General features: G+C 66.3%; 23 protein-coding genes, 1 tRNA gene and 1 riboswitch. Of the genes, 11 read left to right on the top strand and 13 right to left on the bottom strand.

The genetic code is table 11. The features are described from left to right. Window positions 1–31: 31 nt before the first annotated feature. The 5 genes from feoB to Q7T84_RS18030 all read right to left on the bottom strand — a co-directional run bounded on the left by feoB (window position 32) and on the right by Q7T84_RS18030 (window position 5,472). Window positions 32–1,903, bottom strand: coding sequence for a ferrous iron transport protein B (gene feoB / locus Q7T84_RS18050; RefSeq protein ID WP_304811630.1), 1,872 nt, complete (start codon window positions 1,901–1,903; stop codon window positions 32–34). Next, a complete protein-coding gene (locus tag Q7T84_RS18045; RefSeq protein ID WP_304811628.1) occupies window positions 1,900–2,226 on the bottom strand; it encodes a FeoA family protein in 327 nt (108 codons plus the stop codon). Before Q7T84_RS18045 ends, feoB begins: the two co-directional genes overlap by 4 nt. A 167-nt stretch (window positions 2,227–2,393) precedes the next feature. After that, window positions 2,394–2,478 (bottom strand) — tRNA-Leu (locus tag Q7T84_RS18040). Window positions 2,479–2,550: 72 nt separating this feature from the next. Next, complete coding sequence (gene cueR, locus Q7T84_RS18035) at window positions 2,551–2,982, bottom strand: Cu(I)-responsive transcriptional regulator (RefSeq protein ID WP_304811626.1); 432 nt, start codon at window positions 2,980–2,982, stop codon at window positions 2,551–2,553. A 9-nt stretch (window positions 2,983–2,991) separates the two neighbouring features. Next, complete coding sequence (locus Q7T84_RS18030) at window positions 2,992–5,472, bottom strand: heavy metal translocating P-type ATPase (protein ID WP_304811624.1); 2,481 nt, start codon at window positions 5,470–5,472, stop codon at window positions 2,992–2,994. Window positions 5,473–5,625: 153 nt separating this feature from the next. Here Q7T84_RS18030 and Q7T84_RS18025 point away from each other — a divergent pair, with 153 nt between their 5' ends. After that, window positions 5,626–5,823: a heavy-metal-associated domain-containing protein gene (locus tag Q7T84_RS18025; RefSeq protein ID WP_304811622.1), complete on the top strand. Its 198-nt coding sequence runs from the start codon at window positions 5,626–5,628 to the stop codon at window positions 5,821–5,823. 8 nt (window positions 5,824–5,831) lie between these two features. Here the strand turns inward: Q7T84_RS18025 and Q7T84_RS18020 are convergent, their stop codons facing one another. Both Q7T84_RS18020 and Q7T84_RS18015 read right to left on the bottom strand, forming a co-directional pair. After that, entirely contained in the window at window positions 5,832–6,974 is a 1,143-nt protein-coding gene (locus Q7T84_RS18020; RefSeq protein ID WP_304811620.1) for a patatin-like phospholipase family protein, read from the bottom strand. Between the two features lie 109 nt (window positions 6,975–7,083). Then, complete coding sequence (locus tag Q7T84_RS18015) at window positions 7,084–7,479, bottom strand: MAPEG family protein (RefSeq protein ID WP_304811618.1); 396 nt, start codon at window positions 7,477–7,479, stop codon at window positions 7,084–7,086. A gap of 136 nt (window positions 7,480–7,615) precedes the next feature. Between Q7T84_RS18015 and Q7T84_RS18010 the strand changes: the two genes are divergently transcribed. The 5 genes from Q7T84_RS18010 to Q7T84_RS17990 all read left to right on the top strand — a co-directional run bounded on the left by Q7T84_RS18010 (window position 7,616) and on the right by Q7T84_RS17990 (window position 12,929). Further along, entirely contained in the window at window positions 7,616–8,527 is a 912-nt protein-coding gene (locus Q7T84_RS18010) for a DMT family transporter (RefSeq protein WP_304811616.1), read from the top strand. Between the two features lie 119 nt (window positions 8,528–8,646). After that, window positions 8,647–10,923: an ATP-binding protein gene (locus tag Q7T84_RS18005; protein ID WP_304811613.1), complete on the top strand. Its 2,277-nt coding sequence runs from the start codon at window positions 8,647–8,649 to the stop codon at window positions 10,921–10,923. 139 nt (window positions 10,924–11,062) lie between these two features. Then, window positions 11,063–11,620, top strand: coding sequence for a tetratricopeptide repeat protein (locus Q7T84_RS18000; RefSeq protein ID WP_304811611.1), 558 nt, complete (start codon window positions 11,063–11,065; stop codon window positions 11,618–11,620). A gap of 33 nt (window positions 11,621–11,653) precedes the next feature. Next, window positions 11,654–12,007, top strand: a complete 354-nt coding sequence (locus Q7T84_RS17995; RefSeq protein ID WP_304811608.1) for a hypothetical protein — start codon at window positions 11,654–11,656, stop codon at window positions 12,005–12,007. Window positions 12,008–12,080: 73 nt separating this feature from the next. Beyond that, window positions 12,081–12,929 carry a neutral zinc metallopeptidase gene (locus tag Q7T84_RS17990; protein ID WP_304811605.1) on the top strand — a complete coding sequence of 283 codons (849 nt, stop codon included), beginning with the start codon at window positions 12,081–12,083 and terminating at the stop codon, window positions 12,927–12,929. A 4-nt stretch (window positions 12,930–12,933) separates the two neighbouring features. Here the strand turns inward: Q7T84_RS17990 and Q7T84_RS17985 are convergent, their stop codons facing one another. Both Q7T84_RS17985 and Q7T84_RS17980 read right to left on the bottom strand, forming a co-directional pair. Beyond that, the gene (locus Q7T84_RS17985; RefSeq protein ID WP_304811603.1) at window positions 12,934–13,620 is read right to left on the bottom strand and encodes an aspartate/glutamate racemase family protein; all 687 of its coding nucleotides are present in this window, start codon (window positions 13,618–13,620) and stop codon (window positions 12,934–12,936) included. A gap of 88 nt (window positions 13,621–13,708) precedes the next feature. Then, window positions 13,709–14,107 carry a DUF6491 family protein gene (locus tag Q7T84_RS17980; protein WP_304811602.1) on the bottom strand — a complete coding sequence of 133 codons (399 nt, stop codon included), beginning with the start codon at window positions 14,105–14,107 and terminating at the stop codon, window positions 13,709–13,711. An 87-nt stretch (window positions 14,108–14,194) separates the two neighbouring features. Further along, a riboswitch (TPP riboswitch) is annotated at window positions 14,195–14,302 on the top strand. A 58-nt stretch (window positions 14,303–14,360) separates the two neighbouring features. Between Q7T84_RS17980 and thiC the strand changes: the two genes are divergently transcribed. Both thiC and Q7T84_RS17970 read left to right on the top strand, forming a co-directional pair. Further along, on the top strand, window positions 14,361–16,193 hold the full coding sequence (thiC, locus tag Q7T84_RS17975) for a phosphomethylpyrimidine synthase ThiC (protein WP_304811600.1): 1,833 nt from the start codon (window positions 14,361–14,363) through the stop codon (window positions 16,191–16,193). Window positions 16,194–16,358: 165 nt separating this feature from the next. After that, window positions 16,359–17,102, top strand: a complete 744-nt coding sequence (locus Q7T84_RS17970) for a pentapeptide repeat-containing protein (RefSeq protein WP_304811597.1) — start codon at window positions 16,359–16,361, stop codon at window positions 17,100–17,102. A 2-nt stretch (window positions 17,103–17,104) separates the two neighbouring features. Here Q7T84_RS17970 and Q7T84_RS17965 read toward each other — a convergent pair whose 3' ends face one another. The 4 genes from Q7T84_RS17965 to Q7T84_RS17950 form a co-directional block, all read right to left on the bottom strand. After that, window positions 17,105–17,326 carry a hypothetical protein gene (locus tag Q7T84_RS17965; RefSeq protein WP_304811594.1) on the bottom strand — a complete coding sequence of 74 codons (222 nt, stop codon included), beginning with the start codon at window positions 17,324–17,326 and terminating at the stop codon, window positions 17,105–17,107. An 80-nt stretch (window positions 17,327–17,406) separates the two neighbouring features. Next, window positions 17,407–19,440, bottom strand: coding sequence for an ATP-binding protein (locus Q7T84_RS17960; protein WP_304811592.1), 2,034 nt, complete (start codon window positions 19,438–19,440; stop codon window positions 17,407–17,409). Window positions 19,441–19,571: 131 nt separating this feature from the next. Then, complete coding sequence (locus tag Q7T84_RS17955) at window positions 19,572–20,189, bottom strand: hypothetical protein (protein ID WP_304811590.1); 618 nt, start codon at window positions 20,187–20,189, stop codon at window positions 19,572–19,574. A gap of 352 nt (window positions 20,190–20,541) precedes the next feature. Next, a complete protein-coding gene (locus Q7T84_RS17950) occupies window positions 20,542–21,258 on the bottom strand; it encodes an HAD family hydrolase (protein WP_304811588.1) in 717 nt (238 codons plus the stop codon). A 152-nt stretch (window positions 21,259–21,410) separates the two neighbouring features. Between Q7T84_RS17950 and Q7T84_RS17945 the strand changes: the two genes are divergently transcribed. From Q7T84_RS17945 to Q7T84_RS17935, 3 genes are all read left to right on the top strand, one after another. Continuing rightward, on the top strand, window positions 21,411–23,201 hold the full coding sequence (locus Q7T84_RS17945; RefSeq protein WP_304811586.1) for a long-chain-acyl-CoA synthetase: 1,791 nt from the start codon (window positions 21,411–21,413) through the stop codon (window positions 23,199–23,201). 245 nt (window positions 23,202–23,446) lie between these two features. Next, window positions 23,447–25,318, top strand: a complete 1,872-nt coding sequence (gene uvrC / locus Q7T84_RS17940) for an excinuclease ABC subunit UvrC (RefSeq protein WP_370653686.1) — start codon at window positions 23,447–23,449, stop codon at window positions 25,316–25,318. A 35-nt stretch (window positions 25,319–25,353) separates the two neighbouring features. After that, window positions 25,354–25,688 (top strand): CDP-alcohol phosphatidyltransferase family protein (locus Q7T84_RS17935; RefSeq protein WP_304811584.1); only part of this gene is annotated, 335 nt, incomplete at its 3' end.

Below are 25,688 nucleotides of genomic sequence, written 5' to 3'. Positions count from 1 at the left end.
TGCTTAATCTCGTCTTGAGGTTGAAGCGCCGCTAACCACCTCCGAGCGCCACGGCCGTGTGGTAGACGATGAACGCCGCCGCGTAGGCTAGGGTCACCATGTAGACGAACATCACGGTCGGCCAGATCCAGCTGTTCGTCTCACGCTTCACCACGCCCAGGGTGGGGGCGCATTGCGGTGCGAAGACGTACCAGGCCAGGAACGACAGGCCGGTGGCCAGCGACCAGTGGCTGGCCAGCGCCGTGCCGAGCGCGCCGACATTGTTTTCAGCGTCGCCGATGGCGTAGACGGTGCCGAGCGCGGCGACCGCGACCTCGCGGGCCGCCATGCCGGGGACCAGGGCGATCGACATCTGCCAGTTGAAGCCGATAGGGGCGAGCAGGGGCTGGATCGCATGGCCGATCATGCCGGCGAAGCTGTTGTCGATGGCGGGCTGGGTGGCGCCTTCCGGTGGATAGGGGAAGGTCGAGAGCACCCAGATCAGGATCATCATCGGCAGGATGATGCGGCCGGCGCGGCTGAGGAAGATCTTGGCCCGGATCCACAGATTGCGCAGCACGCTCTTGGGCTCCGGCATCTTGTAGGTCGGCAGCTCCATCAGGAACGGCTCGACCTTGCCGCGCCAAAAGACGCGGCGGATCACGAACGAGATCGTCAGGGCGCTGAGGATGCCGGCGGCATAGAGGCCGAACATCACCAGGCCTTGCAGGCTGGCGAAGCCCCAGACCCGTTCGTTGGGAATGAAGGCCCCGATAATCAGGGTGTAGACTGGAATCCGCGCCGAGCAGGTCATCAGCGGCGCGACCAGGATCGTGGTCAGCCGGTCCTGTTTGGAGTCGATCACTCGCGTCGACATGATGCCGGGAATGGCGCAGGCGAAGGATGACAGCAGCGGGATGAAGGCGCGGCCGTGCAGGCCCGCGCCGCCCATGATGCGGTCCATCAGGAAGGCCGCCCTGGCCATGTAGCCGAGGTCTTCCAGCAGGATGATGAAGAAGAACAGGACCAGGATCTGCGGCAGGAACACCAGGACGCTGCCGACCCCGGCGATGATCCCGTCGGAGATCAGGCTTCGCAGCAGGTCGTTGGAGACATAGGCGCCGACGAACTGGCCGAGCGTGGCGAAGATCGCCTCGATTCCGTCCATGGCCGGCGTGGCCCAGGTGAAGACGGCCTGGAACATGACGAACAGCAGGCCAAGCAGAATGGCGAGGCCGGCGACCGGGTGCAGCAGCACCTTGTCGATCTTGCCGGTCCAAGTGTCGGGATGCTCGGGCGGGCGGACATAGGTGCGCACGATGCGCTGGGCCTCGGCGTGGGCCTTGCGGATTTCGGCGGCGTTCGGCTCGCGCCAGGTGTTGTCGCCGACCAGCTGGCCGGATGCGGCCAGGGCGTCGACCTGGGCGACCAGATCCTCGATCCCGCGCTTGCGGGTGGCCACGGTGGTGACGATCGGGGCGCCGATCTCGCGGCTCAGGCCTTCGAGGTCGATCCGCAGGCCCTGGCGCTGGGCGATGTCGTACATGTTTAGCGCCAGCACCATCGGGCGCCCCACCTGCTTCAGCTCCATGGCCAGCCGCAGGACCAGCCGCAGATTGGTGGCGTCGGCCACGCAGACGACCACGTCGGGCGGGGTCTCGCCCTCCAGGCGACCCAACACCGCGTCGCGGGTCACCGCTTCGTCGGGGCTGCGCGCGCGCAGCGAATAGGTGCCGGGCAGATCAAGGACATAGAGGTGCCGGCCCGCGGCCGAGGTGATCATGCCTTCCTTACGCTCGACCGTGACGCCGGCGTAGTTGGCGACCTTCTGACGCGAACCGGTCAAGGCGTTGAAGAGGGCGGTCTTGCCGGAGTTGGGATTGCCGACCAGGGCGACCCGGGCGGAGGTCAGGCTCTCGCTCACGGCCGGGCTCCGTCCAGCAGGATAAAGACATCTTCGGCGTCGCGGCGGCGCAGGGCGACGCTCATGTCGTCCAGCCGCACGGCGATCGGATCGCGACGGATGGCGCCTTGGTGGATCACCTCGATCCGGGCGCCCTCGACGAAGCCGAATTCCAGCAGGCGGCGTTGCAATTCCTCGAGATCGACGCCGTGATTGTTCGGCGAGCTCTCGGCGCGAACATCGACGATCGTTCCGACATCGCCCAGGGACGCCTCGCTCAGGCGCACGATCACGCCGTCAACCGAGGAGGCCTCGGCCGCCGGCCGGGTCGAGATGTCGTTCATGGGAGATCCTTGACGCGCACTATTTGCGAACGATTATCATTCGAAGGCCGGCGCGTCGAGAGCCGACGGCGCCTTGGTGCGCCCAAGGCCGCGCTTTTTGGCCTTAAAAATCATCATGTCCGCGGAGTGTCGGCGTGCGTTCGCGCGGAACTGCAACGCCTGCGGTGTGGTGCCCCCTCCCGGACTCGAACCGGGATGCCTTTCAGCGCGGCATTTTGAGTGCCGTGTGTCTACCAATTCCACCAAAGGGGCGTGAGCGATCATCTACGTCAGAGCTCGGCCTGGATCAACGGGACAAGTGAACTGGCGCGTCGGGAATACGCCTCAGCGCCCGCGAACATGGGCGCTCTTTGGTTCGACGGGCGAGCTGCCGCCGGTCAGATCGGCGAGGATCGGGCAGTCGGGGCGCTCATCGCCGGCGCAGCAGTGCGACAGGTGGCGCAGGGTGTCGGCCATGGTCTGCATCTCGGCGATGCGGGCGTCGAGTTCGTTCACATGCCTTTCGGCGATGGCCTTCACCTCGCGGCTCGGGCGGTCGCGGTCCCGCCATAGCGACAGCAACTGGGTGATCTCCGGCATCGAGAAACCCAGCGAGCGGGCGCGGCGGATGAAGCGCAACTCGTTGATCTCGCGCTCGTCGAACTCGCGATAGTTGGACTCCGTCCGGCTGGCCGGGCGCACCAGTCCGATCTCGTCATAGTAGCGGATCATCTTGGTGGAGACGCCCGAGGCCTTCGAGGCTTGGCCAATGTTCATGTCGTCCTCCTAGTGACGGGTCGCGACGGGCGGGCGGAAAGCCTTCAGCCGCAGGGCGTTGGTGAGCACGCTGACGCTGGAGAGCGCCATGGCCCCTGCCGCGAACATCGGCGAAAGCAGGATGCCGAAGGCCGGAAAGAGCAGGCCCGCGGCGACCGGGATCAGCACGACGTTGTAGCCGAACGCCCAGATCAGGTTCTGGCGGATATTGTTCAAGACCGCGCGGCTCAGCGCCATGGCCGTCGCCACCGCCCGCAGGTCGCCCCGCATCAGCACGATGTCGGCGCTTTCGATGGCGACGTCGGTGCCCGCGCCCATGGCGATGCCGATGTCGGCCGAGGCCAGGGCCGGGGCGTCGTTCACACCGTCGCCGACGAAGGCGATGGCGCCGTAGCGCTCGCGCAGGGCTTGAACCGCCTGGACCTTGCCGTCGGGCAGCACCTCGGCCACGACCTCATCGAGGCCGAGCGAGGCGGCGACCGCGCGGGCGGTGGCGGCGTTGTCGCCGGTGATCATCACCACCTTCAGGCCCATGGCGTGCAGGGTGTCGAGCGCCTCCTGGGTGCTGGGCTTGATCGGGTCGGCGACGGCGATGATCGCCGCCAGCTTGCCGTCGATGGCGGCGTAGAGCGGGCTCTTGGCCTCGGCCCCTAGCCGGGCGGCGGTCTCCTGGAAGACCCCGACGTCCAGACCGAGTTTGCGCATGTAGCGGTCGGCGCCGACCTGCACGCGGCGGCCCTCGACCAGCGCCTGGGCGCCAAAGCCGGGGACGGCCTCGAAGGCGTCAGGCGAGGCGATGGTCAGACCCCTGGTCTTGGCTTCTTCGACGATGGCCTCTGCGATCGGGTGCTCGGAACGGGTTTCCACGGCGGCGACCAGGGACAGCACCTCAGCTTCGTTGAAGCCGTCGGCGATCTGGAGGTCGGTCAGGGCCGGCCGGCCGAGCGTCAGGGTGCCGGTCTTGTCGAAGGCCACGACCTTGACGTCGCGCAGACCTTGCAAGGCCTCGCCGCGCCGGAATAGGACGCCCAGTTCGGCGGCCTTGCCGGTCCCGACCATGATTGAGGTCGGGGTGGCCAGGCCCATGGCGCAGGGGCAGGCGATGATCAGCACCGCCACGGCGTTGACCAGGGCGAAGGCGAGCGCCGGGCTCGGGCCCAACAGCCACCAGGCGCCGAAGGTCAGCAGGGCCGCGGCGATCACGGCGGGCACGAACCAGCCGGTGACCTTGTCCACCAGCGCCTGGATCGGCAGCTTGGCGCCCTGGGCTGTCTCGACCATGCGGACGATCTGGGCGAGCATGGTCTCGGATCCGACCTTGGTGGCGCGGAAGCGGAAGGCGCCGGTCTTGTTCACCGTGCCGCCGACGACGGCCGAGCCGGTGGTCTTCTCGACCGGAATCGGCTCGCCGGTGATCATGGATTCGTCGACGAAGGAGGCGCCCTCCACGACTTCGCCGTCCACGGCGATGCGCTCGCCCGGCCGGACCGCCAGGACGTCGCCGACGATCACCTCGGCGATGGGGATTTCGCGTTCTTCGCCATCGCGGACCACGCGGGCGGTCTTGGCCTGCAGGGTCATCAACCGCTTGATAGCCTCACTGGTCCGGCCCTTCGCCTGGGCCTCGAACAGGCGGCCCAACAGAATCAGGGTCACGATGACCGCGGCCGCTTCGTAATAGACATGGTCGGCGCCGGCCGGCAGGAGCTGCGGCGCGAAGGTGGCGAGCGTCGAATAGGCGAAGGCCGCGCTGGTCCCCAGCACGACCAGGGAGTTCATGTCGGGTGTGCGGCGGATCAGGTTGGGGCCGCCCTTGCGGAAGAACCGCAGGCCAGGACCAAACAGCACCACGGCCGCCAGGACGAAGCTCGCCAGCCGCCAGGGTTGTTCGCCGATGGTCGCGTCCAGCCAGTGGTGAACGCCAGGGATGAAGTGGCGACCCATCTCGACCAGGAACAGGGGCAGGGTGCCGGCCGCCGCGACCAGGGCCGCGCGCTTCAGCGAGGTGATCTCGGCTTGCCGGGCCTCCGCCTCGCGGTCGGCCATGTCGGGCGTGGCTTCGCCCACCGCTTCAGCCTGGTATCCGGCTTGCTCGACGGCGGCGATGAGGGCGGGAAGCTCGGCCGCGGCGGCCAGGGCGCTGATGTGGGCCCGCTCGGTCGCCAGATTGACGTTGGCGCTCAGCACGCCGGGCACGGCTTTCAGCGCGCGTTCGACGCGGCCCACGCAGCTGGCGCAGGTCATGCCGCCGATCTTCAGATCAACTTCGCGGGCCAGGGGTTCGTAGCCGGCCTTGCGGATCGCCTCGACCACGGCCCCGGTGTCGCCGCCCGCGCCGAACTCGACGTGGGCCCGCTCGGCGGCGAGGTTGACGGACGCCTTGGCGACGCCGGGCACCGCCGCGATGGCTTTCTCCACCCGGCCCACGCAGCTCGCGCAGGTCATCCCCAGCACGGGAATTTCCAGCGGTTTCAAGATGGTGTCGGACATTTGGAGGGCCTCCTAGGTGGTAACGCCCAGCCTAGATGGACTTTCCCATCATGGGAGGGTCAAGGGGCCAAAACACCTTTTCCGACAGGCTTGACCCTCCCATGGTGGGAATCTCTATCCCTCCCGCCAGTGAAGTCAGAACAGGAGAAGTCCATGCTTCGTTTTCAGGTCCAGGGCATGTCGTGCGGCCACTGCGTCGCGGCCATCACCAAGGCGGTGCAGGCCGTCGACGCCAAGGCTCAGGTGCAGGTCGACCTCGCCGGCAAGAGCGTCAGCGTCGAGGGCAGCGATCTCAAGGACGCTATCGCCACGGCGATCGCGGATGCGGGCTATGAAGTGCTGGCCGCTTAGAGGGCTATCTAGTCAAGCTTTCGCCAGGCGACGCCCTTGACGACGTTGTCGCGGCCCAGCGTGAATAGTCGTTTCATGCTGGCCGCGTCGAAGTTCAGGCTGCCGCTCTCGGCGTCGTCCGGAACCATGGTGATCTTGAAGTCCAGGTCGTTGCGTTCGGCGAAGGCGCGGGTGGCGGCGATGTGAGTGCGCGCCGTCGATTTCATCATGCTGTCGAAGGTTCGAGCCAGCACCGCCGAGATGCGCCCCCGGGTGACGGCGAACGCCGGGTCGACCTGGCCATTGACGATCACATGGACCTGGCTCTTGACCTCGCGGCCATCGGGCGCTTGCCAGAAGAACATGCCTTCCGGGATCGACACGAAGGGCGCGGTGACCGCGCCGTCGACGTGCATTTCCCGGATCGGGTTGCGCCCCGTCTCGTCGAGCGGGATCATCACCGGCGGGAAAACCCCGGGGATGGAGCTTGAGGCCACCAGCACGTCCCTGAACAGGGCCAGCGCCTCAGGCGTCTGGCGGGTGGCGATGGCGCCCATGTCCCAGATCACGGTCTGCTGGGTGTCGAGATTAGTGGTGACGATCAGCAGTCGGCGGCCCTTGGCGTGCTCGACGGCGACTTCGCGCAACATGGTCGGGGTGACATAGGCTTCCACCAATTGGCGTAGGCGATTGGGACTGAAGAGGCTGGAGGAGAACAACACCCCCAAGCCGCGCCTTTGCAGGATGTCGCTCGCCTTGCCGCCGGCATAGGCGGCGGTGAGTTCGTCATCCCAGCTCGGACCGAGGAACGCGAAGGGAGCGATCAGGGCGCCGGTGCTGACCCCGGTGACGACCGCGAAGTTTGGGCGGGTTCCTGTGCGCGTCCAGCCGACCATCACACCCGCGCCATAGGCGCCGTCGGCTCCTCCGCCCGAAATGGCCAGGAGGTCCCGCTGTTGAGCCCCGCTTTGATCGAGCTGGGCCCGCGTCCTGACGGTGAAGGCCACTCCGGCGTTCGGGTCGTCGGCATTGAACCGGATGTCCGAGCCGCGGCTGAGGGCGGCGCGCTCGGCCTCGGCCGCGGTGAAATCCTCACGCGAAAACGAGGCGCAGCCCGTGAGCTGCGTCCCCATCAATGCGCAGGCCGCCAGCACACCCAGGACGCGCAACATGCTCTCCAACTCCGACAAAGCTCGAGCTGGAGCTTAACGCACTTCGCTTGCAAACGCCTCAGGCTGTGCTCGCCGCGATTGCAGTTTCGCGGCGAGTTCGCAGGCGGGCCTAGGGCAGCAGGATCGCCTGGGCGACCATGCCAAGCCCGACAATACTGACCAGCCAGGCCAGCGACCGCACATGTCGCACGCCCCAGGCGTAGAGCGGGACATAGGCCACCCGCGCCCAGAAGTAGATCTGCGCGCCAAGCGCGGTGATCTCATTTTCCTTGCCGGCCACGTGTGCGATCAGCACCGCCCCGAGGAACAGCGGCAGGGTCTCGAACAGGTTGTCCTGGGCGCGCTTGAGCCGTTCGGCCCGGGCGCTGAGCGGCGGCATCTCGCCATCACGGGGTCCGGTGTTCCACTTCAAGCCGTACTGGCCGGTTCGTGCGATATCGAAAAGCAAGATCTGCGCAAACGCCAGGACCAGGGTCCAGGCCGCCATCATCAGTCCGATCGTCATCGCCGATTCCCTTAGTGAGCAGATGAGGGAGGTTGCGGCGATTACGTCACGTCAGGCCAGTCTTTCTCGCAAGACCCCGTGGCGCCTATGGCGTGGGAGACCGCGCGCCTCTAAGCGGGGTTGAGAGGAGAGACCATTGCCTGCGCAAGCCCCAGCCCACGCCGTTCTGCAGCGCAACGGCTTGGGGATCATCCTGCGGGTGGCGGCGATGGCCTGCATGGCCGGGCTTGCCGCCCTGGTGAAGGCGTGCGCCGAGCGCGGCGCGCCGGTGCTGGAGATCATCTTCTTCCGCAACGCCTTCGCCTTCGTGCCGGTGCTTCTCTACATCTCGCGGACCAGCAGCTTTTCGGTCCTGAAGACCAGCCGCCCGGGCGGTCATGCGACGCGCGCGACGGTTGGGTTGGTCGGCATGGTCTGCGGCTTCACGGCGGTTTCGATGCTGCCGCTGACCGAGTCGACGGCCCTGTCCTTCGCCGCGCCGCTGTTCATGACCGCGTTGTCGGCGCCGATCCTGAAGGAGCGGGTGGGCATCCATCGCTGGGGGGCGGTGATCGTCGGCTTTATCGGCGTGCTGATCATGATCCGGCCCGACCCCGCACACATGGCGACGGTGGGCACGATCTTCGGCCTCGCCGGAGCGGTTGGCGCGGCGGGCGCGATGATCGCCATCCGTGAGATCGGCCGCACGGAACCTGGCCCGACCATCGTCTTCTATTTCACCCTGGCGGGGATGCTGCTGGGCTTGGCGAGCCTGCCGTTCGGCGGTTGGGTCATTCCGGATCTGACCACGCTGATGATGCTGGTCTGCACCGGCCTCATCGGTGGAACCGGCCAACTCTTGTTGACCGAAGCCTTGCGCCGCGCGCCCGTGGCCGTGGTGGCGCCCTTCGACTACACCCAGCTCATCTGGGCCTGCATCCTGGGCTATGTGTTTTGGGACGAGATTCCGCGCACCGCGACTCTGGCCGGGGCGCTGGTGGTGGCGGCCAGTGGTGTCTACATCCTGCTGCGCGAGACGCGCCGCTTCCGGATCGGGAAGACGGGTTGAGCGCTGGGTGCTGAGCAGTTGACGGATACTGTGATCGCCTTGCGGCACATCTCCGGTTTCGCTGTGACGCCGTTGCGCCCTAGGGTGGCGATGCACCTCGGCCGGGGCTAGGCGATAGCTTGAACGACACTGCGTCCTCCTCCACCCAACACGCGCCGGGGCTTCGCGCCCGGCTGGTGGTGCTGGTGCTGGCCGTGCTCATTCCGGCGGTCATAGCCGGCGGTCTGCTGATGTGGACGGTCTATCGCCAGCAGCGCGATTTCGTCGAACGCCAGATGACCGAAACCGCTCGCGCGCTGTCGCTGGTGGTCGATCGTGAGATCGGACAGAAGGAAGTGCTGCTCGAGGTTCTCGCCTCCTCGCCCTATCTGCGCAGCGAGGACTGGCCCGCGTTCGACGCCCAGGCCCGCCAAGCCACTCGCGGGACCGACACCTGGATCGTCGCGTTCGGTCCAGACGGGCTGCAGAAGGTGAACACGCGCTTGCCGCCGGGCACGCCGCTGCCCAAGGGGGCCGGCCGCGCCCCTGGTCTCAGCTGGACGAATACCGATGGCGGGCGGATGCAGGTCTCGAACCTGTTTCACGGCGCCGTGGCCAAGGAAGCGATGATCTCGTTCAACGTTCCGGTGGATCGCCCGAACGCGCCCTCGCTGTTGCTGGCGGCGGGCGCGACCGCGGAGTCCTTCGGCCAGGTCTGGATCGATCAGCACTTTCCACAGACCTGGACCGGATCGATCACCGATGCCCGGGGTGTGATCGTGGCGCGCAATCGAAACGCCGCCGAGATGGTCGGGAAATCCGCCTCTCCGCTCATGCTCGGTCACCTTCGGAGCGGTCCCTCGGGCGTGGCCAGCACCCGGACGCTTGACGGCGTCTCCAGCGTCACGGCTTGGAGCACGTCGCCTGACTACAGCTGGTCCTTTGTCGTCGCCGTGCCGCTCTCGGAAATCGGAGGCCGGGCGCGCCAGTCACTGTTTTTGGGAATGGCGCTGGGGCTGGGCTTCCTTGGGTTCGGCGCCTTGCTGGCGATCTACGCGGCCAGCAGCGTGGCCAAGCCCGTCGAGCGCTTGGCCGACACAGCCTTGGCCTGGACTGAGAGCCGTCCGCCAACGCCGTTCCCGACCGGCACCAAGGAGATCGACGCCCTGGCCGCGGCGCTGAACGAGGCAGGCAACAAGGTCGCTGACCAACGGGCCGAATTGCTCAACCTCAATGCGTCGCTCGAGGCTCGCGTGACCGACCGGACCCGCGAACTGGCCGAGGCGATGGAGAGCTTGGCCCAGGCTCAGAAGATGGAGGCGATCGGCCGGCTGACCGGCGGTGTGGCGCACGACTTCAACAACCTGCTGATGGCGGTGCTCGGAAATCTCGACCTGCTTTCGCGCAGGCTGACCGATCCCAAGCATATGCGCTACGTCGATCAGGCGCGGGCCGCCGGCGAGCGCGGCGCCAAGCTCACTGGCCAACTCCTGGCTTTTTCCCGCCGGCAGCGGCTGGAGGTGAGGGCCATGGACATCGGCGAGGCGGTCGAGGCGGCGGCCGCGCTGCTCAAGCCCACGATCGGCGGCGCCCATCGGCTGGAGGTCAGTGTGGCGCCCGACCTGTGGCCAGCCTTCGGCGATGCCACCCAGGTCGAGTTGATGGTGGTCAATCTCGCGCTGAACGCGCGGGACGCCATGGCCTCGGGCGGGGTCGTGAGCATATCGGCCGGCAATGTCACCGTGGCGGCGGGCGGGCGACGGGCCGAAGGGCCGGCGGCCGGCGACTATGTGATGATCGCGGTGGCCGACACCGGCGAAGGCATGACCCCGGCGGTCGCGGCGCGGGTCTTCGAGCCGTTCTTCACGACAAAGCCGGTAGGCAAGGGATCGGGCCTCGGTCTGCCGCAGGTCCTGGGGCTGGCCAAGCAACTGGGCGGCGGGGTGGAGATCGACACCGCGCCCAGCCGGGGCACCACGGTCAGGGTCTATCTGCCGCGCGCCGAGGTGTTCGACGTCGTCGCTCGAAGCGCCGAGGACGCGCCGGGCGACACGGCCTTGAGGGGGTTGAAGGTGCTGCTGGTCGATGACGATGCCGGCGTCCGCGCTGTCACCGTCCAGATGTTGAGGGATCTTGGGTGTCGGGTCACCGTGGCCGAGAGCGGCGAGCAGGCGCTTGAGCGGATGCGCGAGGATCCGGACCTTCAGGCGGCCCTGGTGGACTTCGCTATGCCAGGCCTCAGCGGCGGGGAGACCGCCGCCGGCCTTCGCTGGGAGCGGGCCGATTTCCCGGTGGTGATCATGACCGGCTACGCCGATCTCGAGGAACTGGCGGAGACCTGGGCGGGGCCGGTGATGCACAAGCCCTTCAGCATGGCTGATCTCGCCCGCGAGATGGCTCGCGTGATTCCAAAATAACCTCTCGAAAACAGTATCTTGAACGATATTTGCGTAGAAAATCTACGTTGACGGATCGGCGCTACAGGAGGACTCTGGAGTCGAAGGTCGGACCTGCGCCGGACCCTTCACTCCGACCTACGGCGCCGGAGATTCAGCCATGCCCAAGCTGCTTGTGGCTATGAGTGTCGCGGTTCTGAGTTGGATAGCTGCTGGCTCCGCCCACGGCGCGGTGACTGTGATCGGCGGCGGCCTCGCCCAGGCCTGTTCGAAAGCAGCTATGAGCGGGGAAGACGACGTCAAGTTCCAGGAGGTCTGCACCCTGGCCTTGGACACCGAGTTCATGAGCCCGCGAGACCGGGCCGGGACCTACGTCAATCGGGGTGTCTTGAAGCTGCGGCGAACATCCTATTCCGACGCCGCCCGCGATTTCGACCAGGCCGTCCGGATTCAGCCCGATATGGGCGAGGCCTATGTAAATAGGGGCGCGGCCTCCATCGGCCAAAAGCGTTACGCCGACAGCTTGCCGGACATCAACCGGGCCCTCGAACTCGGGGTCACCGAACCCGCCAAGGCTTACTACAACCGAGCCCTTGCCTATGAAGGGATGGACGACCCCAAGTCGGCCTATTTCGACTATCGAAAGGCTGTCGAGATCGCCCCTGAATGGACGGCGCCGCGTGAGGAGCTCACCCGCTTTTCGGTTTCCACTCGCTAGGGAGCCTTGGCCCCAGTTTCGCGTTTCATCACCATGAACCGGCTCATCATATCCCTGGCTGTGCTCGCGGTTTCCGCCCCCTCGGCTCTTGCTCAGGTCGATCATCGGGCGGCGATGCGTGATTTGGACCTGACGGCCCAACAACAGATGCAGCAGCAGCGGTCGATTGCGCTCGAAAATCAGTTTAACGCCCTCGACGCCAAGGTGCAGACCGAGCAGCGGATCAGGGAGGTGGACATCATGCGGACTCGGCCGAGTCTGACCCTGCCACCCAAGGCGGCGCCAGCCGCGGATCAGGTCGGCATGGCCGGATTCGCCTCAATGCCTGACGACATGCTGGCCGGCTCCAACGCCCGCGTGCGCGAGGCTTCGCAAAACAGACGCTGACAGTTGGGCTGATCGGCCTCATCCTGCACCTCGCCCGTGCGCCTAGCGCGAGGCGTTTCGGGAGGATCAAGTCATGCGTTGGCAGGGCGGCCGCAGGGGCGGCAATATCGAGGATCGACGCGGCGTCAGCGCAGCTGGCGTTGGCGGGGTCGGCATGGTGGGCGTGATCCTCGCCCTCGTCGGCTACTTTGTCTTTGGCATCGATCCTTCTACCACCATGTCGGTTGTCGAAGGCGGCGCGCAACAGACTGAGCAACAGGCCGGCGTGCGCGGCACGACGGCCGATGAAGGCGGTCAGTTCGTCGACGTCATCGAACAGTCGACGACCGACGTCTGGACACCGATCTTCGCCCAGGCCGGTCAGCGCTATCAACGGCCAGCCTCTATCGTGATCTACGACCAGGCGACCGGCACCGGTTGCGGCATGGGTCAATCGGCGATGGGGCCGTTCTATTGCCCAGCCGATCAGAAGGTCTATCTCGACCTCGCCTTCTGGCGGGAACTGGAGACCAAGTTCGGCGCCAAGGGAGAGGCCGCGCGGGCCTATGTCATCGCCCATGAGATCGGCCACCACGTCCAGCACCTGACCGGCCAGACCGCGCAGGTCGAGCGTGGCGCGCGCGGGGCAGACAGCTCAGCGGTGCGTCTGGAACTTCAGGCCGACTGCTACGCCGGCGTTTGGGTCGCGCATGCGCCGAAGGTGTCGGCCGGCGAGGTTTCGCTCGATCCCGCCGATATCGAGGACGGCATGCGGGCCGCCGCGGCGGTAGGCGACGACGCCATCCAGAAGCAATCCCAGGGCCGAGTGATGCCCGACGCCTTCACCCATGGCACAAGTGAACAGCGCATGCGCTGGTTCCGCATCGGCCTGGAGAGCGGCAATCCCGGCGCCTGCGACACCTTCAAGGCGCGGCGGCTGTAGCGGCCTAGACCGGAAGCGGCGCCAGCCCGAGGCAAACGGCCACGCAGCGACGGGCGAGGGTCTCGCTGGCGTCGATGAACGGCAGGCGGGTGGCGCCGGCTTCGAACACCAGCGGGACCTCGGTGCAGCCGGCGATGACCGTCTCCGCGCCGCCCGCGGCCAGGTCGGCGGTCAAGGCGGCCACACCGGCTCGAACCTCGCGGCTCTTGTCGCCGCGTTTGATTTTGTCGATCAGGTCCATGAAGATCGCCTGGCGATCCGGCTCGAGGGTCACCATGCCCATGCCCTGAGCGGCCAGATATTCCCGATAGAGCTTAAGCGCCGGGCGGGAGCCCAGTACGCCCGCGCGCCGGGCTCCGGTCTCGCGGGCGGCGACCGAGGCGGTGGTGATCATGTCGATCAGCGGCAGGCCCGAGGATCGGCTGATCAGGTCGGCATAGGTGTGGGCGGTGTTGCAGGCGATGGCCAGGACCTGCGCCCCAGCACCTTGCAGCGCGCCGGCCATCTCAGCCAGCACCGGACCTGGCTTGACCAGCGGGTCGCTGAAGTCGGGCACCTGCGGGTTGATGTCGACAATGGTGCGGATGTGGTCCTGCTCCCGATCGGCCGGGGTCAAGGCCTGGAGCTTAGCCAGGAAGTCGATCGTGGCCGCGGGACCCATGCCGCCGAGAACGCCGAGGATCAGTGTCACGCCAGGGGCCTTTCAGTTGCGATATTAGGAGTCCATGGCCGCTTGACTACCATGCGCCCAAGGCCCGCCGCGAGCCCTGGCCTGTCGTCTAGGGCTTCACCTTCGGGGGCAGAGCGGCGACCTGATCGGGGGTCAGTTTGGTGATCTCCTTGATGATGCAAGGCGACACTCCGACATTCCCTGTCTTGACCTTAAGATTGAGATCGATCGGCCGACAGATCAGGTCCGTTCCGCCGACCGTTTCCATGATCAGTGGATCGCTGGAGCTTGTGCCCGCCAGGCAGGCGCCGGACATGTCCAGGCGATAGACGTCGCGCGCGCCTACGCTGAAATAGAGCGTTTGGCTGTCGGCCTTGGTGTGGTTCCGGATCTGGCTCATTCGGAAACACTGCGAGCCAGTCTCGGGTTTGGCTTGGTCGGCGGCCAGGGCAGGGAAGGCCGCGGCGACCAGAGCGACGGTCGAGGTGACAACGAGCAAGCGCTTCATGGCGGTTCTCCTTAGGCGCCGGACTATGCGCGCATTTTAATGCCGGATGGCGTGCTTTCCATCGGTCTCATTCGCGCTTAAGAGTCGGGCTTGTCCTCGGGGGGCCGCGCATAGGCGGCTGAGAGGCGGGCGAGCCCGCGACCCGTAGAACCTGATCCGGGTCATGCCGGCGAAGGGAAGGCGTTTCGGGTGCGGTCTTGCGCCCGGATTCCCGTTCGCCGGCATAGCCTTTTGGCCTAGAGGAGCCGCGCCGGTGAACATCCAGACGCCCATCAAAGACGCCATTCCCACCGGCGAACGTCCAGGTTCGCGCAAGGTCTACCAGCCCGGCGTACTGTGGCCCGATATCCGTGTGCCGTTCCGCGAAGTGGCGGTGCACCCCTCGGCCAATGAGCCGCCAGTGACGATCTATGATCCGTCCGGCCCCTATACCGACCCCAATGTGAAGATCGACATCGACCAGGGCCTGGCCCGTACCCGCGAGCCGTGGGTGGTGTCGCGCGGCGACGTCGAGATCGTCGAGAACCCCCGCGAGGTGAAGCCCGAGGATAACGGCTTCGCCAAGGGTGAGCACCTGGCCCCGCAGTTCAGCGCCCCACGGCGCGTCTACCGCGCCAAGGCTGGCGGGGCGGTGACCCAGCTGGAATATGCTCGTCGCGGGATCATCACGCCGGAGATGGAATATGTCGCCATCCGCGAGAACCTGCGCCGCCAGGAGAACGACGGCGCGATCCGTGACGGCGAGGACTTCGGGGCCTCGATCCCGGACTTCGTGACCCCGGAGTTCGTGCGCGACGAAGTGGCTCGCGGCCGGGCGATCATCCCGGCCAACATCAACCACACCGAACTGGAGCCGATGGCGATCGGCCGGAACTTCCTGGTTAAGATCAACGCCAACATCGGCAACTCGGCGGTACTGTCGACCGTCGCCGACGAGGTCGACAAGATGGTCTGGTCGACCCGCTGGGGCGCCGACACGGTCATGGACCTGTCCACCGGCCGCAACATCCACAACATCCGCGATTGGATCATTCGCAACAGCCCGGTGCCGATCGGCACGGTGCCGATCTACCAGGCCCTGGAAAAGGTCAACGGCGTTGCCGAGGACCTGAACTGGGAAGTGTTCCGCGACACCCTGATCGAGCAGGCCGAGCAGGGCGTCGACTACTTCACCATCCATGCCGGCGTGCGTCTGGCCTATGTGCCGTTGACCGCCAAGCGCGTGACCGGGATCGTGTCGCGGGGCGGCTCGATCATGGCCAAGTGGTGCCTGTCGCACCACAAGGAGAACTTCCTCTACGAGCACTTCGAAGACATCTGCGAAATCATGCGGGCCTACGATGTGTCGTTCAGCCTGGGCGATGGCTTGCGCCCCGGCTCGATCGCCGACGCCAATGACGCGGCCCAGTTCGCCGAACTCGAAACCCTGGGCGAGCTGACGCCCATCGCCTGGAAGCATGGCGTTCAGGTGATGATCGAAGGGCCCGGCCACGTGCCGATGCACAAGATCAAGGCCAACATGGACAAGCAATTGGCCGTCTGCGGCGAGGCCCCCTTCTACACCTTGGGCCCGCTAACCACCGACATCGCGCCCGGCTACGACCACATCACCAGCGCCATCGGCGCGGCGATGATCGGTTGGTACGGCACCGCCATGCTTTGCTACGTGACGCCGAAGGAGCACCTGGGCCTGCCCGACCGCGAGGACGTGAAGCAGGGGGTCATCACCTATAAGATCGCCGCCCATGCCGCTGACCTCGCCAAGGGCCATCCGACCGCGCGGGCCTGGGACGACGCGCTCAGCCGCGCCCGGTTTGAGTTCCGCTGGGAGGATCAGTTCAACCTGGGTCTCGATCCGGAAACCGCGCGTGAGTACCACGACGAAAGCTTGCCGAAGGAGGCGTTCAAGACCGCCCACTTCTGCTCGATGTGCGGCCCGAAATTCTGCTCGATGAAGATCAGTCAGGAAATCCGCGAAAGCGCCGCCAAGCAGAACGACGTGGCGACCGCGGGCATGGCGGAAATGAGCGAGAAGTTCCGCGCCGAGGGCGGCGAAATCTACGTTCCGGCGGCTCCGAAGGCGTAGGGCCGCGTCCCGGGTGCTATGGGCGCGCTCGGGACTTCCCTACGCCGCTCATCCAGGCGAAAGACGGGGTCCAAGCGGCCTGTCCGCATTGCGACCGATTGCGACGTAAGCGCGATTGATATTCTGCTTGGGTCCCGGCCTTCGCCAGGATGAGCGGAGAGTGGCATGTCGATCGAAATCAAGGCTGGCTCGCATCTCAAGAGTGTCGATCTTTCCGATGTCGATTGGACGGATCTCGATCTGCTCGACCTCGAACTGACGGACTGCACCATCAAGGACGCCCAGTTCTCAGGCGTTGTCCTACAGGGCGGACGCTTCAAGGGCTGTCGGTTCATCCGTTGCCGCTTCGCCCATGCCGACCTGCGCGAGGCCGAGTTCGCGGACTGCGTGTTCGCTGACGACGCGGGTCATGTCGGGGCTCAGTTCGCCTTCTGCCGCCTGGAGGCGGCGTGCTTTGCGCGCTGCGACTTGTCGTTCGCGCGGTTCGAACGCTCCAGCATGTACGGGCTTGAGATGGAGGCGTGCAATCTGCGTGGCTCGGCCTTCATGCGCGCCGATTTTGGCCGCACCTTCGGTCGCAACGTGGTGAAGCACTCGGGCGTGCTGAAAGGCTGCAATCTGGAGCTCGCCGACCTGACGCAGATCCGGCTGCCCGACTGCGATCTCAACCGGTCCAGCTTCCGCGAGGCGGTGCTGGTGGACGCCGATCTCGAAGGCGCCGACCTGCGCGAGTGCGATTTCTTCCAGGCGTTGACCGTGGGCGTGAAACTGGCCCGCGCGGATCTACGCGGCGCTGAGGTCAGCGGCCTCAACCTGGCCGAACTGGCCACGCTGGACGGGATGAAGGTGTCGTCCGAGCAGCAGTATCGGCTGCTGACCGCCATGGGCCTCGACGTCCACGCCGACTAGCCCTAGTCGCGGTCGACGCGAACCTTGGCCTGGCTCGGTTCGTCCTTCCAGACCCGCACCGCGACGGCGGCGGTGATGGCGGCCAGGATCGCGGTGATCGCCCCGCACCATTGAAGGGTGTTCATGCCCTCGGCGGCGAAACGGCCCACGGCCGCGCTGACGAAGAACACCAAGCCAGCGGTGCCCCACTCGGCGCCCCAGCTCGAAAACAGTAGCTTCAGCATGAGAAATTCCAACGGATTGCGGCGTGCGGGCAGGACCTATTCGCAATCAGATGACGCTGAAATGTGACATGCCGTCGCCTTCAGGCCGCCGCGGCGACGGCCTGGCGTTCAGCGACGCTTTGTAGAACCCCGAACAGTTTTGGCGCCTCGATGGGCTTGGCCATGTGCAGGTCGGCTCCAGCGGCGAGGCTCGCGTCGCGGTGTTCGGGCAGGGCGTTGGCCGTCAGCATGACGATCGGTGTGCGAGTGAAGCCCCGCTGCCGCTCGCGTTCGCGGATGACACGCACGGCCTCCAGGCCATCCATGACCGGCATCTGCATGTCCATCAGCACGAGGTCGAAGCGCCGCGTCGCGAAGGCTTCGCAAGCTTCCCGCCCATTCTCGGTACAGACCAGATCGACGTCGAACTCGGCGAACAGAACCTGCACGACCTTGCGATTGGTGGGGTGGTCGTCGGCCAGCAGGACACGCAACGGCCGGCCTGGGCCGCTGTTGGCATCCGTGTCCGTCCGCGCCTGCGGCGTGGCGGTGGACATCGGCAGGGGCAGGCGGACGCTGAAGGTCGCGCCCTCGCCTGGCGCGCCATTGGCGTCGATCTCGCCCCCCATCAACTCTACCAGCTGCTTGCAGATGGTCAGGCCAAGACCCATGCCGCCATAAGAACGGGTGGCCGAGCCGTCGCCCTGCTGGAACCGGCCGAACAGGCGGTCCTTCTCGGCCGGATCGAAGCCGATACCGGTGTCCTGGACGTCGATCCGCCAACGGTCCTGACCCTCGGCGCGGATGGCGATGGCCACATAACCTTCGCTGGTGAACTTGAGCGCATTGGAGATGAGGTTGGTCAGGATCTGTTTGACCCTCACCGCGTCGCCGGTGACGGCTGCCTCGGCCATCGGATCGATGTCGATGATCAGGTCCAGCGCCTTTTCCCGCGCCCGCGCCCCGGCCAGGGCGGCGACGGAGCGGACGGTGTCGCCTAGGTGGAATGGCTGGCGCTCGACCTTGACCGCGCGGGTGTCCATGCAAGAGACGTCCAGCACGTCCGACAGCACGCGCGTCAGGGTCTCGCCCGAGCCCTGGATGATGCCGACCATCTCGGCCTGGGCCGGCGACAGCGATGTGCGGCCGAGAGCCGCGGCGATGGCGTTGACCCCGTTCAGCGGAGTTCGGATCTCATGGCTCATATTGGCCAGGAATTCGGCCTGGGTGCGGTGGTTGACCAGGAGCTGCGCCGCCGCGCGGCGGATCCGGGTGATCATCACGAAGCCGACGAGGCCGAAGACCAGCAGCACCAGAGCGACGGGAAGGGCCGCGGCGCGCGCGAGATCCGCGCCAGGCGTCTTGGGCGACCAGCTCAGCACCAGCGGCTGGTCGCCGCCGCTGACCGGCAGCGCGACGTGGGCCCGGCCGTCGCCCAGATGGGCGAGGCCAACATCGGCCTTCACGTCGTCCAGTTGGAACCGGTCCTTCACACGCGAGAGGGCGGCGGCGTTCATTCGCAGGGCCATGACGACAATCGGCGCGAAATCGCCCTTGGGCGTGACTGTCGCGAAGTCCGGCTGCACCAGGGTGGCCGAGACCAGATAGACCTTGCCGTCGTGCATGACGAAGTCGCTGGCCTGGATCGCGCGCGACTTCAGGGTCCTCAGAGCGCCAGCCTTATGCTGGGCGATGGGTCCGCGCTCGGCCTCGGCGTGACGCACGGCGGCGATCAGCGGGGCGGCGCCGCTGAAGTGGCGATAGTCCGCCGCCGGGGCGGCATCCTTGTGAAAGCGGCCATAAATCGCCCGATTGTCGCCGTCGAGCACGAACAACTGCTCGAAATCGATGTTCTGAGCGAAGTAGTCGTTGAGGTTGGCGTTGGCCCAGGCCGGATCGAAATGGTTGTCGAGATTGGCGACCGCTTCGTCCCAGTTCGTCTCGGGCAGGATCGAACGCTCGATCTCGTAGATGCTGGCGAGCAGTCCACGGCGAACGAGCTCTTCTTCCTGTTTGCGCACGTCGCGATCGACCTGGTTGGCCCAGATCAGCAGGCTTGCGACGAACACAGCCATCGCGCCCAGGGCGAGCCCGATCAGCGGCGCGAGTAATCGAAACTCAGACTCCCGCCGCATGCCCTCGGTCCCGACTGGTGGGTTACGGGCTGATACTGGGTCAAGGTGGTTAAGGGACGGTGTGGTTGAGCTAGGAATGAAATAGGCGGCCGCGTCGCCGCAGCCGCCTATCTCACTGAATGCGCCGGCCTTTAGGGCGTCGCGGGCTCCGGGGCTTCGAGCGCCGGCGTGGCTGGATCCTGAACGCTGGGCTTAGGCGTCACGGTGGGCGCAGGCGTCGTTTCGGCAGGCGCCGGAGAGCGTATCATCGGCGGTACCATGATCGCGGCAGGGGCCGGCGCAGAGGTCTGTCCCAGGGCCGAGTATGGAATTGGCGCAGCTGGCGACGTGACGCTGGCGTCGGCGGCGAAACTGGTCGCGTCGTCAGCCGTGGGCGCGACGCGAGCGCGCGCAACACGTGCCGGCGCTTCGGTGCGGGCGGCAGGCGCCGGTTTAGCGGCGGGGGTCGCGGCCGCCTGCGTCACAGCGGGCGGCGAGGCTTCCAGGGAGGCCAGCTCGGTAGGCGCTGGCGTGGCTGTGAGCGGTTCGACGACGGCGGTCGCGGGGACCGGATCGGCGAAGATCGTCTGGCGGGGCTGCATCGCGAAGTATGCGACGCCGGCCGCCAGCACGACCGCGGGCACGCCGACCATCAGCGCCGGAGGGATCGAACGGCCGGCGCTCTTCGCCTTGGCCGAGCCCGCATAGATTGTGGTCCCGGCGAACCCCGGCCCATCCTGCATAGGGGTGGGTTCTCTGGGATCTTGCACGGCGGAACTACGCGACTCCGTATTGAGAAGCCGCTCATCAAGGGTGTTGATGGCAGGGGCGTCGCGCTGGAAGTCGGCGGCGCTAAATGTAGGCTTAGCAAACGGGCTGTATTCGGTACTCATATTATACCTCCCAGGTTATTGGTCGGTATAAGAACGAGGCTGTCTTTCACATGTTCCGATATTTTGTGGTCAAGTCGTGGTTAGGAGGGCATTCCCCTCTAGGGGAGGCGAATTTTGATATCAAATAATTCGCCAATCTCTTCGTTTTTCTGAGGGGGGATAAAAATTATCTCCGCAATATCGTCTCGATATTCATTTTTCCGCCGTGAAGTCGCCCAAATCCGGCATCTCAGTCCAGCAGTTCGACGATGGAGCGGACGATCCGGTCGGGCTTGATCGGACTGCCCGGCGGCAGGCCCTCTCCCAGATGGTCGTGCCAGACCGCGTAGATCCCCAGCCGCTGCGGCGCGACGACCTCCCACTCCAGATTGTCGCCGACCATCCAGGTCTCGTGCGGCTCGACGCCCAAAGCCTGCATGGCGTGCAGATAGGCCTGTTCCTCGGGCTTGCCGAACCCGGCTTCGCCCTCGATCTGCACGTGCTCAAAGAGGCGGGCGAGATCAAACCGCTCGACCTTGGCGCGCTGCGGCGCCGCCGCGCCGTTGGTCACCAGCGCCAGCTTCACCCCCCGCCGCTTGAGTTCCTCGACGGTTTCCAGCGCCCTGGGGAACAACTGGCCTTGATCCTCCCGGTGGTTGTGGAAGCGCTCGCCAAACGTCGCGGCGAAGTCGGGCGTCAGGCCCGGGGCGCGAGCAACCAGGCTCTCGAAAGTGGCCGCCACGGCCAGCTTGCGCCCCTCCATCAGGTTCTGGCGCCAGTAGGTGGCGCGGACCTCGTCGGCCCAGAAGGCGCGGAACCCCGCCTCCAGCGCCTCGCCGGCTTCCTCCGGTGTAACCGGCCCGAAAATCTCCGTAAATTCCTCGACCACGGCCTGCAGAATCAGGCGGCGTGAGCCGAAGGAGATGATGGTCTCGTCGAGGTCGAACAGAATCGCGCGTGGCAGCATGACCTCATCCTAATCCAGCGTTTCCCGGCCCGCACTGAGTCCCCGGCGCCACGGTCACGCTCGCCTGACGCGGGTGTGACCCGCCGCGCTCATGGCTCAGCTTGACCCGTCCGGGCGGCCACCGCCAAGGTGGCCCTGCGTCGGAGGATTGTATGCGTATCAGGGCCCAGCTAGAGCGTGATTGGCGTTTTATACGGGGGCTCAATCGCACCCTTAAGCGCGTGAAGTCGATCGCGCCCACGTCTGATCATCTGGTGTGCGACGATATCCAGGACGCGGTCGAAGAATGGCGCGACCGCCCGGCGCTGACCTTCGAGTACAAGACGCTGACCTATGGCGAGATGGACGCCATGGCCAACCGCTTCGCCCATTGGGCCAAGGGAATCGGTCTGCGCCGCGGCCAGACTGTGGCGTTGTTCATGCCCAACCGGCTGGAGTATTTTCCGGTCTGGTATGGCCTGTCGAAGATCGGGGTGGTCACGGCCCTCATCAACAACCAGCTCAGCGGCCAGCCTCTGGCTCATTGCCTGAACATCTCGGGCGCCGCCCATGTCATCGTCGATGGCGACACCTCGCCGCTGTTCGAGCAGGCCAAAGGGCTGCTGGAGCAGCCGATGAAGCAGTGGGTGCTTGGCGGCCAGGCGCACGGCGACCAGCGCGACCTGACCCAGGCGCTGAAGAGCTGTAGCCAGCTTCCGCCGGACAAGGCGGTCCGCGACGGCATGACGGCCAAGGACATCGCCCTGCTGATCTTCACCAGCGGCACCACGGGCCTGCCGAAGGCCGCACGCATCACCCATGTGCGGGCCCAGCTCTACATGCGCGGCTTCGCCGGGGCGACGGGAGCCAATGAGAACGACCGGATCTATGTCGCATTGCCGCTCTACCACGCCACCGGAGGGCTCTGCGCGCTCGGCGCGGCCCTGCTGAACGGCGGCTCGGTGGTGGTGAAGAAGAAGTTTTCCGCCAGTCACTTCTGGGAAGACATCGTCGCCGAGAACTGCACGATGTTCGTCTATATCGGCGAGCTTTGCCGCTACCTCGTCAATCACGAGCCAAGCGAGGATGAGGGCCGCCACAAGGTCCGCCTGGCGTTCGGCAACGGCCTGCGGGCCGATGTCTGGGGCGAGATGAAGCGCCGCTTCCGCATCCCCGAGATCCTGGAGTTCTACGGATCGACCGAGGGAAACATCTCGATGTTCAACTTCGACGGCCGGGAGGGCGCGATCGGCCGCTCGCCCAAGTGGCTGCGCGAGAAGGTGAACTATCGGCTGGTGCAGTTCGACGTCGAAAAGGAAGAGCCGATCCGCGGCCTGAACGGCCTGTGCATAGAGTGTGGTCCCGGCCAGATCGGCGAGTGCATCGGCAAGATCGGCCACGACGCGCGCAGCGAGTACACCGGCTATGTGGACAAGGCCGCGTCGGACAAGAAGATCCTGCGCGACGTGTTCGAAAAGGGCGACGCCTGGTTCCGGTCGGGCGATCTGATGCGCACCGACGCCGACGGTTACTTCTATTTTGTCGATCGGATTGGCGACACCTTCCGCTGGAAGGGTGAGAACGTCTCCACCGGCCAGGTGGCTGAGCAACTCCAGGCTATCCCGGGCGTCGTCGAAGCCAATGTCTATGGCGTGGCGGTCGAGGGCGCCGATGGCCGTGCCGGCATGGCCGGGATCGTCGTCGATGATACATTCGACATCAAGGCGTTCGGCGAGGCGGTTGCGCGTGACATGCCGGCATATGCCCAACCGGTCTTCGTGCGCATCCTGCCGGCGATCGAGACCACCGGCACCTTCAAGTACCGCAAGATCGACCTGGTCGCCGACGGCTTCGACCCGGCGATCATCAAGGGCGCGGTGTTCTACAAGGAAGGCGCCAAAAGCTATGTGAGGCTCACCAAGCCCGGCTTCGCGAAGATCATGGCCGGCGGGGTGAAGCTGTAGAGGGCTCCCTCCTCAGCCTGCGCCACCATTTCCCGAAGATCGTCATCGCCGGGCTCTTGTCCCGGCGATCCATACGCGTCGGACTCTCAGACCAATCCCTGACCGCCGAGTTTATGAATGGCCGACACAAGCGGTCGGCCATGACGAACGGGGGTGGGGTGAAGCTGTAGGCGTCCGTCCCGCCTCATCAGCTAAACCGCGAGCCATCGCCTACGCTTAGTCGCGGACTCGCCTATATTGGCGACATGCCGACCGACGCGACACTCCAGGCGCCCTTGCAGGGCGCGGCCTTGATCAAGGACGAAGTCCGCCGCCTGCCCGATGCGCCCGGCGTCTATCGGATGATGGGCGAGGACGGCGAGGTCCTCTATGTCGGCAAGGCGCGCAGCCTGAAGAAGCGCGTCTTGCAGTATGCGCAGGGCCGGTTCCACACCCAGCGCATCGCCCTGATGGTGGACCTGACCCGGTCCATGGAGTTCGTCACGGTCCGCACCGAGACCGACGCCCTGTTCCTCGAAATCAACCTGATCAAGCAGCTGAAGCCGCGCTTCAACGTGCTGCTGCGGGACGACAAGAGCTTCCCCGAGATCGTCATCCGGCGCGAACACCCGGCCGCCCAGCTGCGCAAGCATCGCGGCGCCCACACCATCAAGGGCGACTATTTCGGCCCCTTCGCCAGCGCCTGGGCGGTGAACCGCACCCTGAACACCCTGCAGAAGGCCTTCCTGCTGCGGTCGTGCTCCGACAGCGTCTATGAGAGCCGCACCCGGCCCTGCATGCTGCACCAGATCAAGCGCTGCGCCGCGCCCTGCACCGGGCTCGTCAGCCTGGAGGACTACGGCGCCCTGGTGGAGCAGGCCGAGGACTTCCTGCGCGGCAAGAGCCGGGCGGTGATCTCCAGGATGTCGGGCGAGATGCAGGCGGCCTCCGACGACATGGAGTTCGAGCGGGCCGCGCGCCTGCGCGACCGCATCCGGGCGCTGGCCTCGGTCGCCCAGGAACAGCAGATCAATCCCGAGACCCTGGACGAGGCTGACGTCTTCGCCCTGTTCGCCGAGGGCGGGCAGGCCTGCGTGCAGGTGTTCTTCTTCCGGGCCGGCCAGAACTGGGGCAACCGCGCCTACTTCCCCCGCGTCGACAAGTCCGACGAGGACACGGACGTGATGAGCGCCTTCCTCGGCCAGTTCTATGACGACAAACCGATCCCCCGCCTGATCCTGACCAATGTGGAGCCGGCCGAGCGCGAACTTCTGAACGAGGCCTTCACCCTGAAGGCCGGCCGCAAGGTGGAGATCACCCGGCCGCAGAAGGGCGAGAAGAAGGGGCTGGTGGACCACGCCCTGACCAACGCCCGCGAGGCCCTGGGGCGGAAGATGAGCGAAAGCTCGGCCCAGGGTAAGCTGCTGGCCGGCGTGGCCGAGGCCTTCGGACTGGACGGGCCGCCCGAGCGGATCGAGGTCTATGACAACAGCCACATCATGGGCACCAACGCGGTGGGCGGCATGATCGTGGCCGGGCCCGAGGGCTTCAACAAGAACAAGTACCGCAAGTTCAACATCAAGGGCACGGACCTCACCCCCGGCGACGACTTCGGGATGATGAAGGAGGTGCTGCGCCGCCGCTTTGGCCGGATGGTCAAGGAAGAGGAGAGCGGCGAGGCCTCCAGCCCACGCCCCGACCTGGTGCTGATCGACGGCGGCGCCGGCCAGATCTCGGCGGTGATGGAGGTGATGGCCGACCTCGGCGTCGACGACATCCCGGTGGTGGGCGTGGCCAAGGGGCCTGACCGCGACGCCGGGCTGGAGCGGTTCCACGTGGCCGGCAAGCCGCAGTTCATGCTCGAGCCCAAGTCGCCGGTTCTCTACTACCTGCAGCGCCTGCGCGACGAGGCTCACCGGTTCGCCATCGGCACCCACCGCATCAAGCGCTCCATCGACATGAAGAAGAACCCGCTGGACGAGATCGAAGGGGTGGGGCCGGGCCGCAAGCGCGCCCTGCTGCACGCCTTCGGGTCCGCCCGCGGGGTGAGCCGCGCTTCGGTGGACGACATCATGAAGGTCGACGGGGTCAGCGAACCCCTCGCCCAGCGCATCTTCGACTTCTTCCGCAAGGCCTAGGGACGGAAGCTGAGCTGGTGCGTTAGACTGCCATGATGAAGTCCCTGCCCAACATCCTGTCCACCGGCCGCCTGATCCTGACGGTCCTCATGTTCGTGGCCCTGGCGGCGGCGGCGGGCGGCGTGCCCTATGTCAGCGAGACCCTGACGCCCGATACGCAGTTCGCCTTGCAGCGGTTCGCCTTCTGGGCCTTCGTGATCGCCGCGGTGACCGACTATTTCGACGGCTGGCTGGCGCGCAAGCTGGACGCCGTTACGGTCTGGGGCGCGATCCTCGATCCCATCGGCGACAAGGTGCTGGTGGCCGGCGCCATCCTGGGCTTGATGGCGCTCGGCCCCCAGCCGGCGGTGGTGCTGCCGGTGGGGCTTAT

Origin of the sequence: Phenylobacterium sp., assembly GCF_030654915.1 — a bacterium.
Lineage (GTDB): Bacteria > Pseudomonadota > Alphaproteobacteria > Caulobacterales > Caulobacteraceae > Phenylobacterium.
This window is presented reverse-complemented; position numbering and strand designations above follow the sequence as displayed.

Excerpts from the sequence above, each read along its gene's own strand:
- Q7T84_RS17950 (WP_304811588.1), bottom strand. The coding sequence starts at position 21,258 with ATGCTGCCACGCGCGATTCTGTTCGACCTCGACGAGACCATCATCTCC.
- Q7T84_RS18020 (WP_304811620.1), bottom strand. The coding sequence starts at position 6,974 with ATGTTGCGCGTCCTGGGTGTGCTGGCGGCCTGCGCATTGATGGGGACG.
- cueR (WP_304811626.1), bottom strand. The coding sequence starts at position 2,982 with ATGAACATTGGCCAAGCCTCGAAGGCCTCGGGCGTCTCCACCAAGATG.
- Q7T84_RS17980 (WP_304811602.1), bottom strand. The coding sequence starts at position 14,107 with ATGAAGCGCTTGCTCGTTGTCACCTCGACCGTCGCTCTGGTCGCCGCG.
- Q7T84_RS17995 (WP_304811608.1), top strand. The coding sequence starts at position 11,654 with ATGAACCGGCTCATCATATCCCTGGCTGTGCTCGCGGTTTCCGCCCCC.
- Q7T84_RS18015 (WP_304811618.1), bottom strand. The coding sequence starts at position 7,479 with ATGACGATCGGACTGATGATGGCGGCCTGGACCCTGGTCCTGGCGTTT.
- Q7T84_RS17990 (WP_304811605.1), top strand. The coding sequence starts at position 12,081 with ATGCGTTGGCAGGGCGGCCGCAGGGGCGGCAATATCGAGGATCGACGC.
- Q7T84_RS18000 (WP_304811611.1), top strand. The coding sequence starts at position 11,063 with ATGCCCAAGCTGCTTGTGGCTATGAGTGTCGCGGTTCTGAGTTGGATA.
- Q7T84_RS18030 (WP_304811624.1), bottom strand. The coding sequence starts at position 5,472 with ATGTCCGACACCATCTTGAAACCGCTGGAAATTCCCGTGCTGGGGATG.
- Q7T84_RS17965 (WP_304811594.1), bottom strand. The coding sequence starts at position 17,326 with ATGCTGAAGCTACTGTTTTCGAGCTGGGGCGCCGAGTGGGGCACCGCT.
- Q7T84_RS17945 (WP_304811586.1), top strand. The coding sequence starts at position 21,411 with ATGCGTATCAGGGCCCAGCTAGAGCGTGATTGGCGTTTTATACGGGGG.
- Q7T84_RS17960 (WP_304811592.1), bottom strand. The coding sequence starts at position 19,440 with ATGCGGCGGGAGTCTGAGTTTCGATTACTCGCGCCGCTGATCGGGCTC.
- Q7T84_RS17970 (WP_304811597.1), top strand. The coding sequence starts at position 16,359 with ATGTCGATCGAAATCAAGGCTGGCTCGCATCTCAAGAGTGTCGATCTT.
- uvrC (WP_370653686.1), top strand. The coding sequence starts at position 23,447 with ATGCCGACCGACGCGACACTCCAGGCGCCCTTGCAGGGCGCGGCCTTG.
- Q7T84_RS18025 (WP_304811622.1), top strand. The coding sequence starts at position 5,626 with ATGCTTCGTTTTCAGGTCCAGGGCATGTCGTGCGGCCACTGCGTCGCG.
- Q7T84_RS18045 (WP_304811628.1), bottom strand. The coding sequence starts at position 2,226 with ATGAACGACATCTCGACCCGGCCGGCGGCCGAGGCCTCCTCGGTTGAC.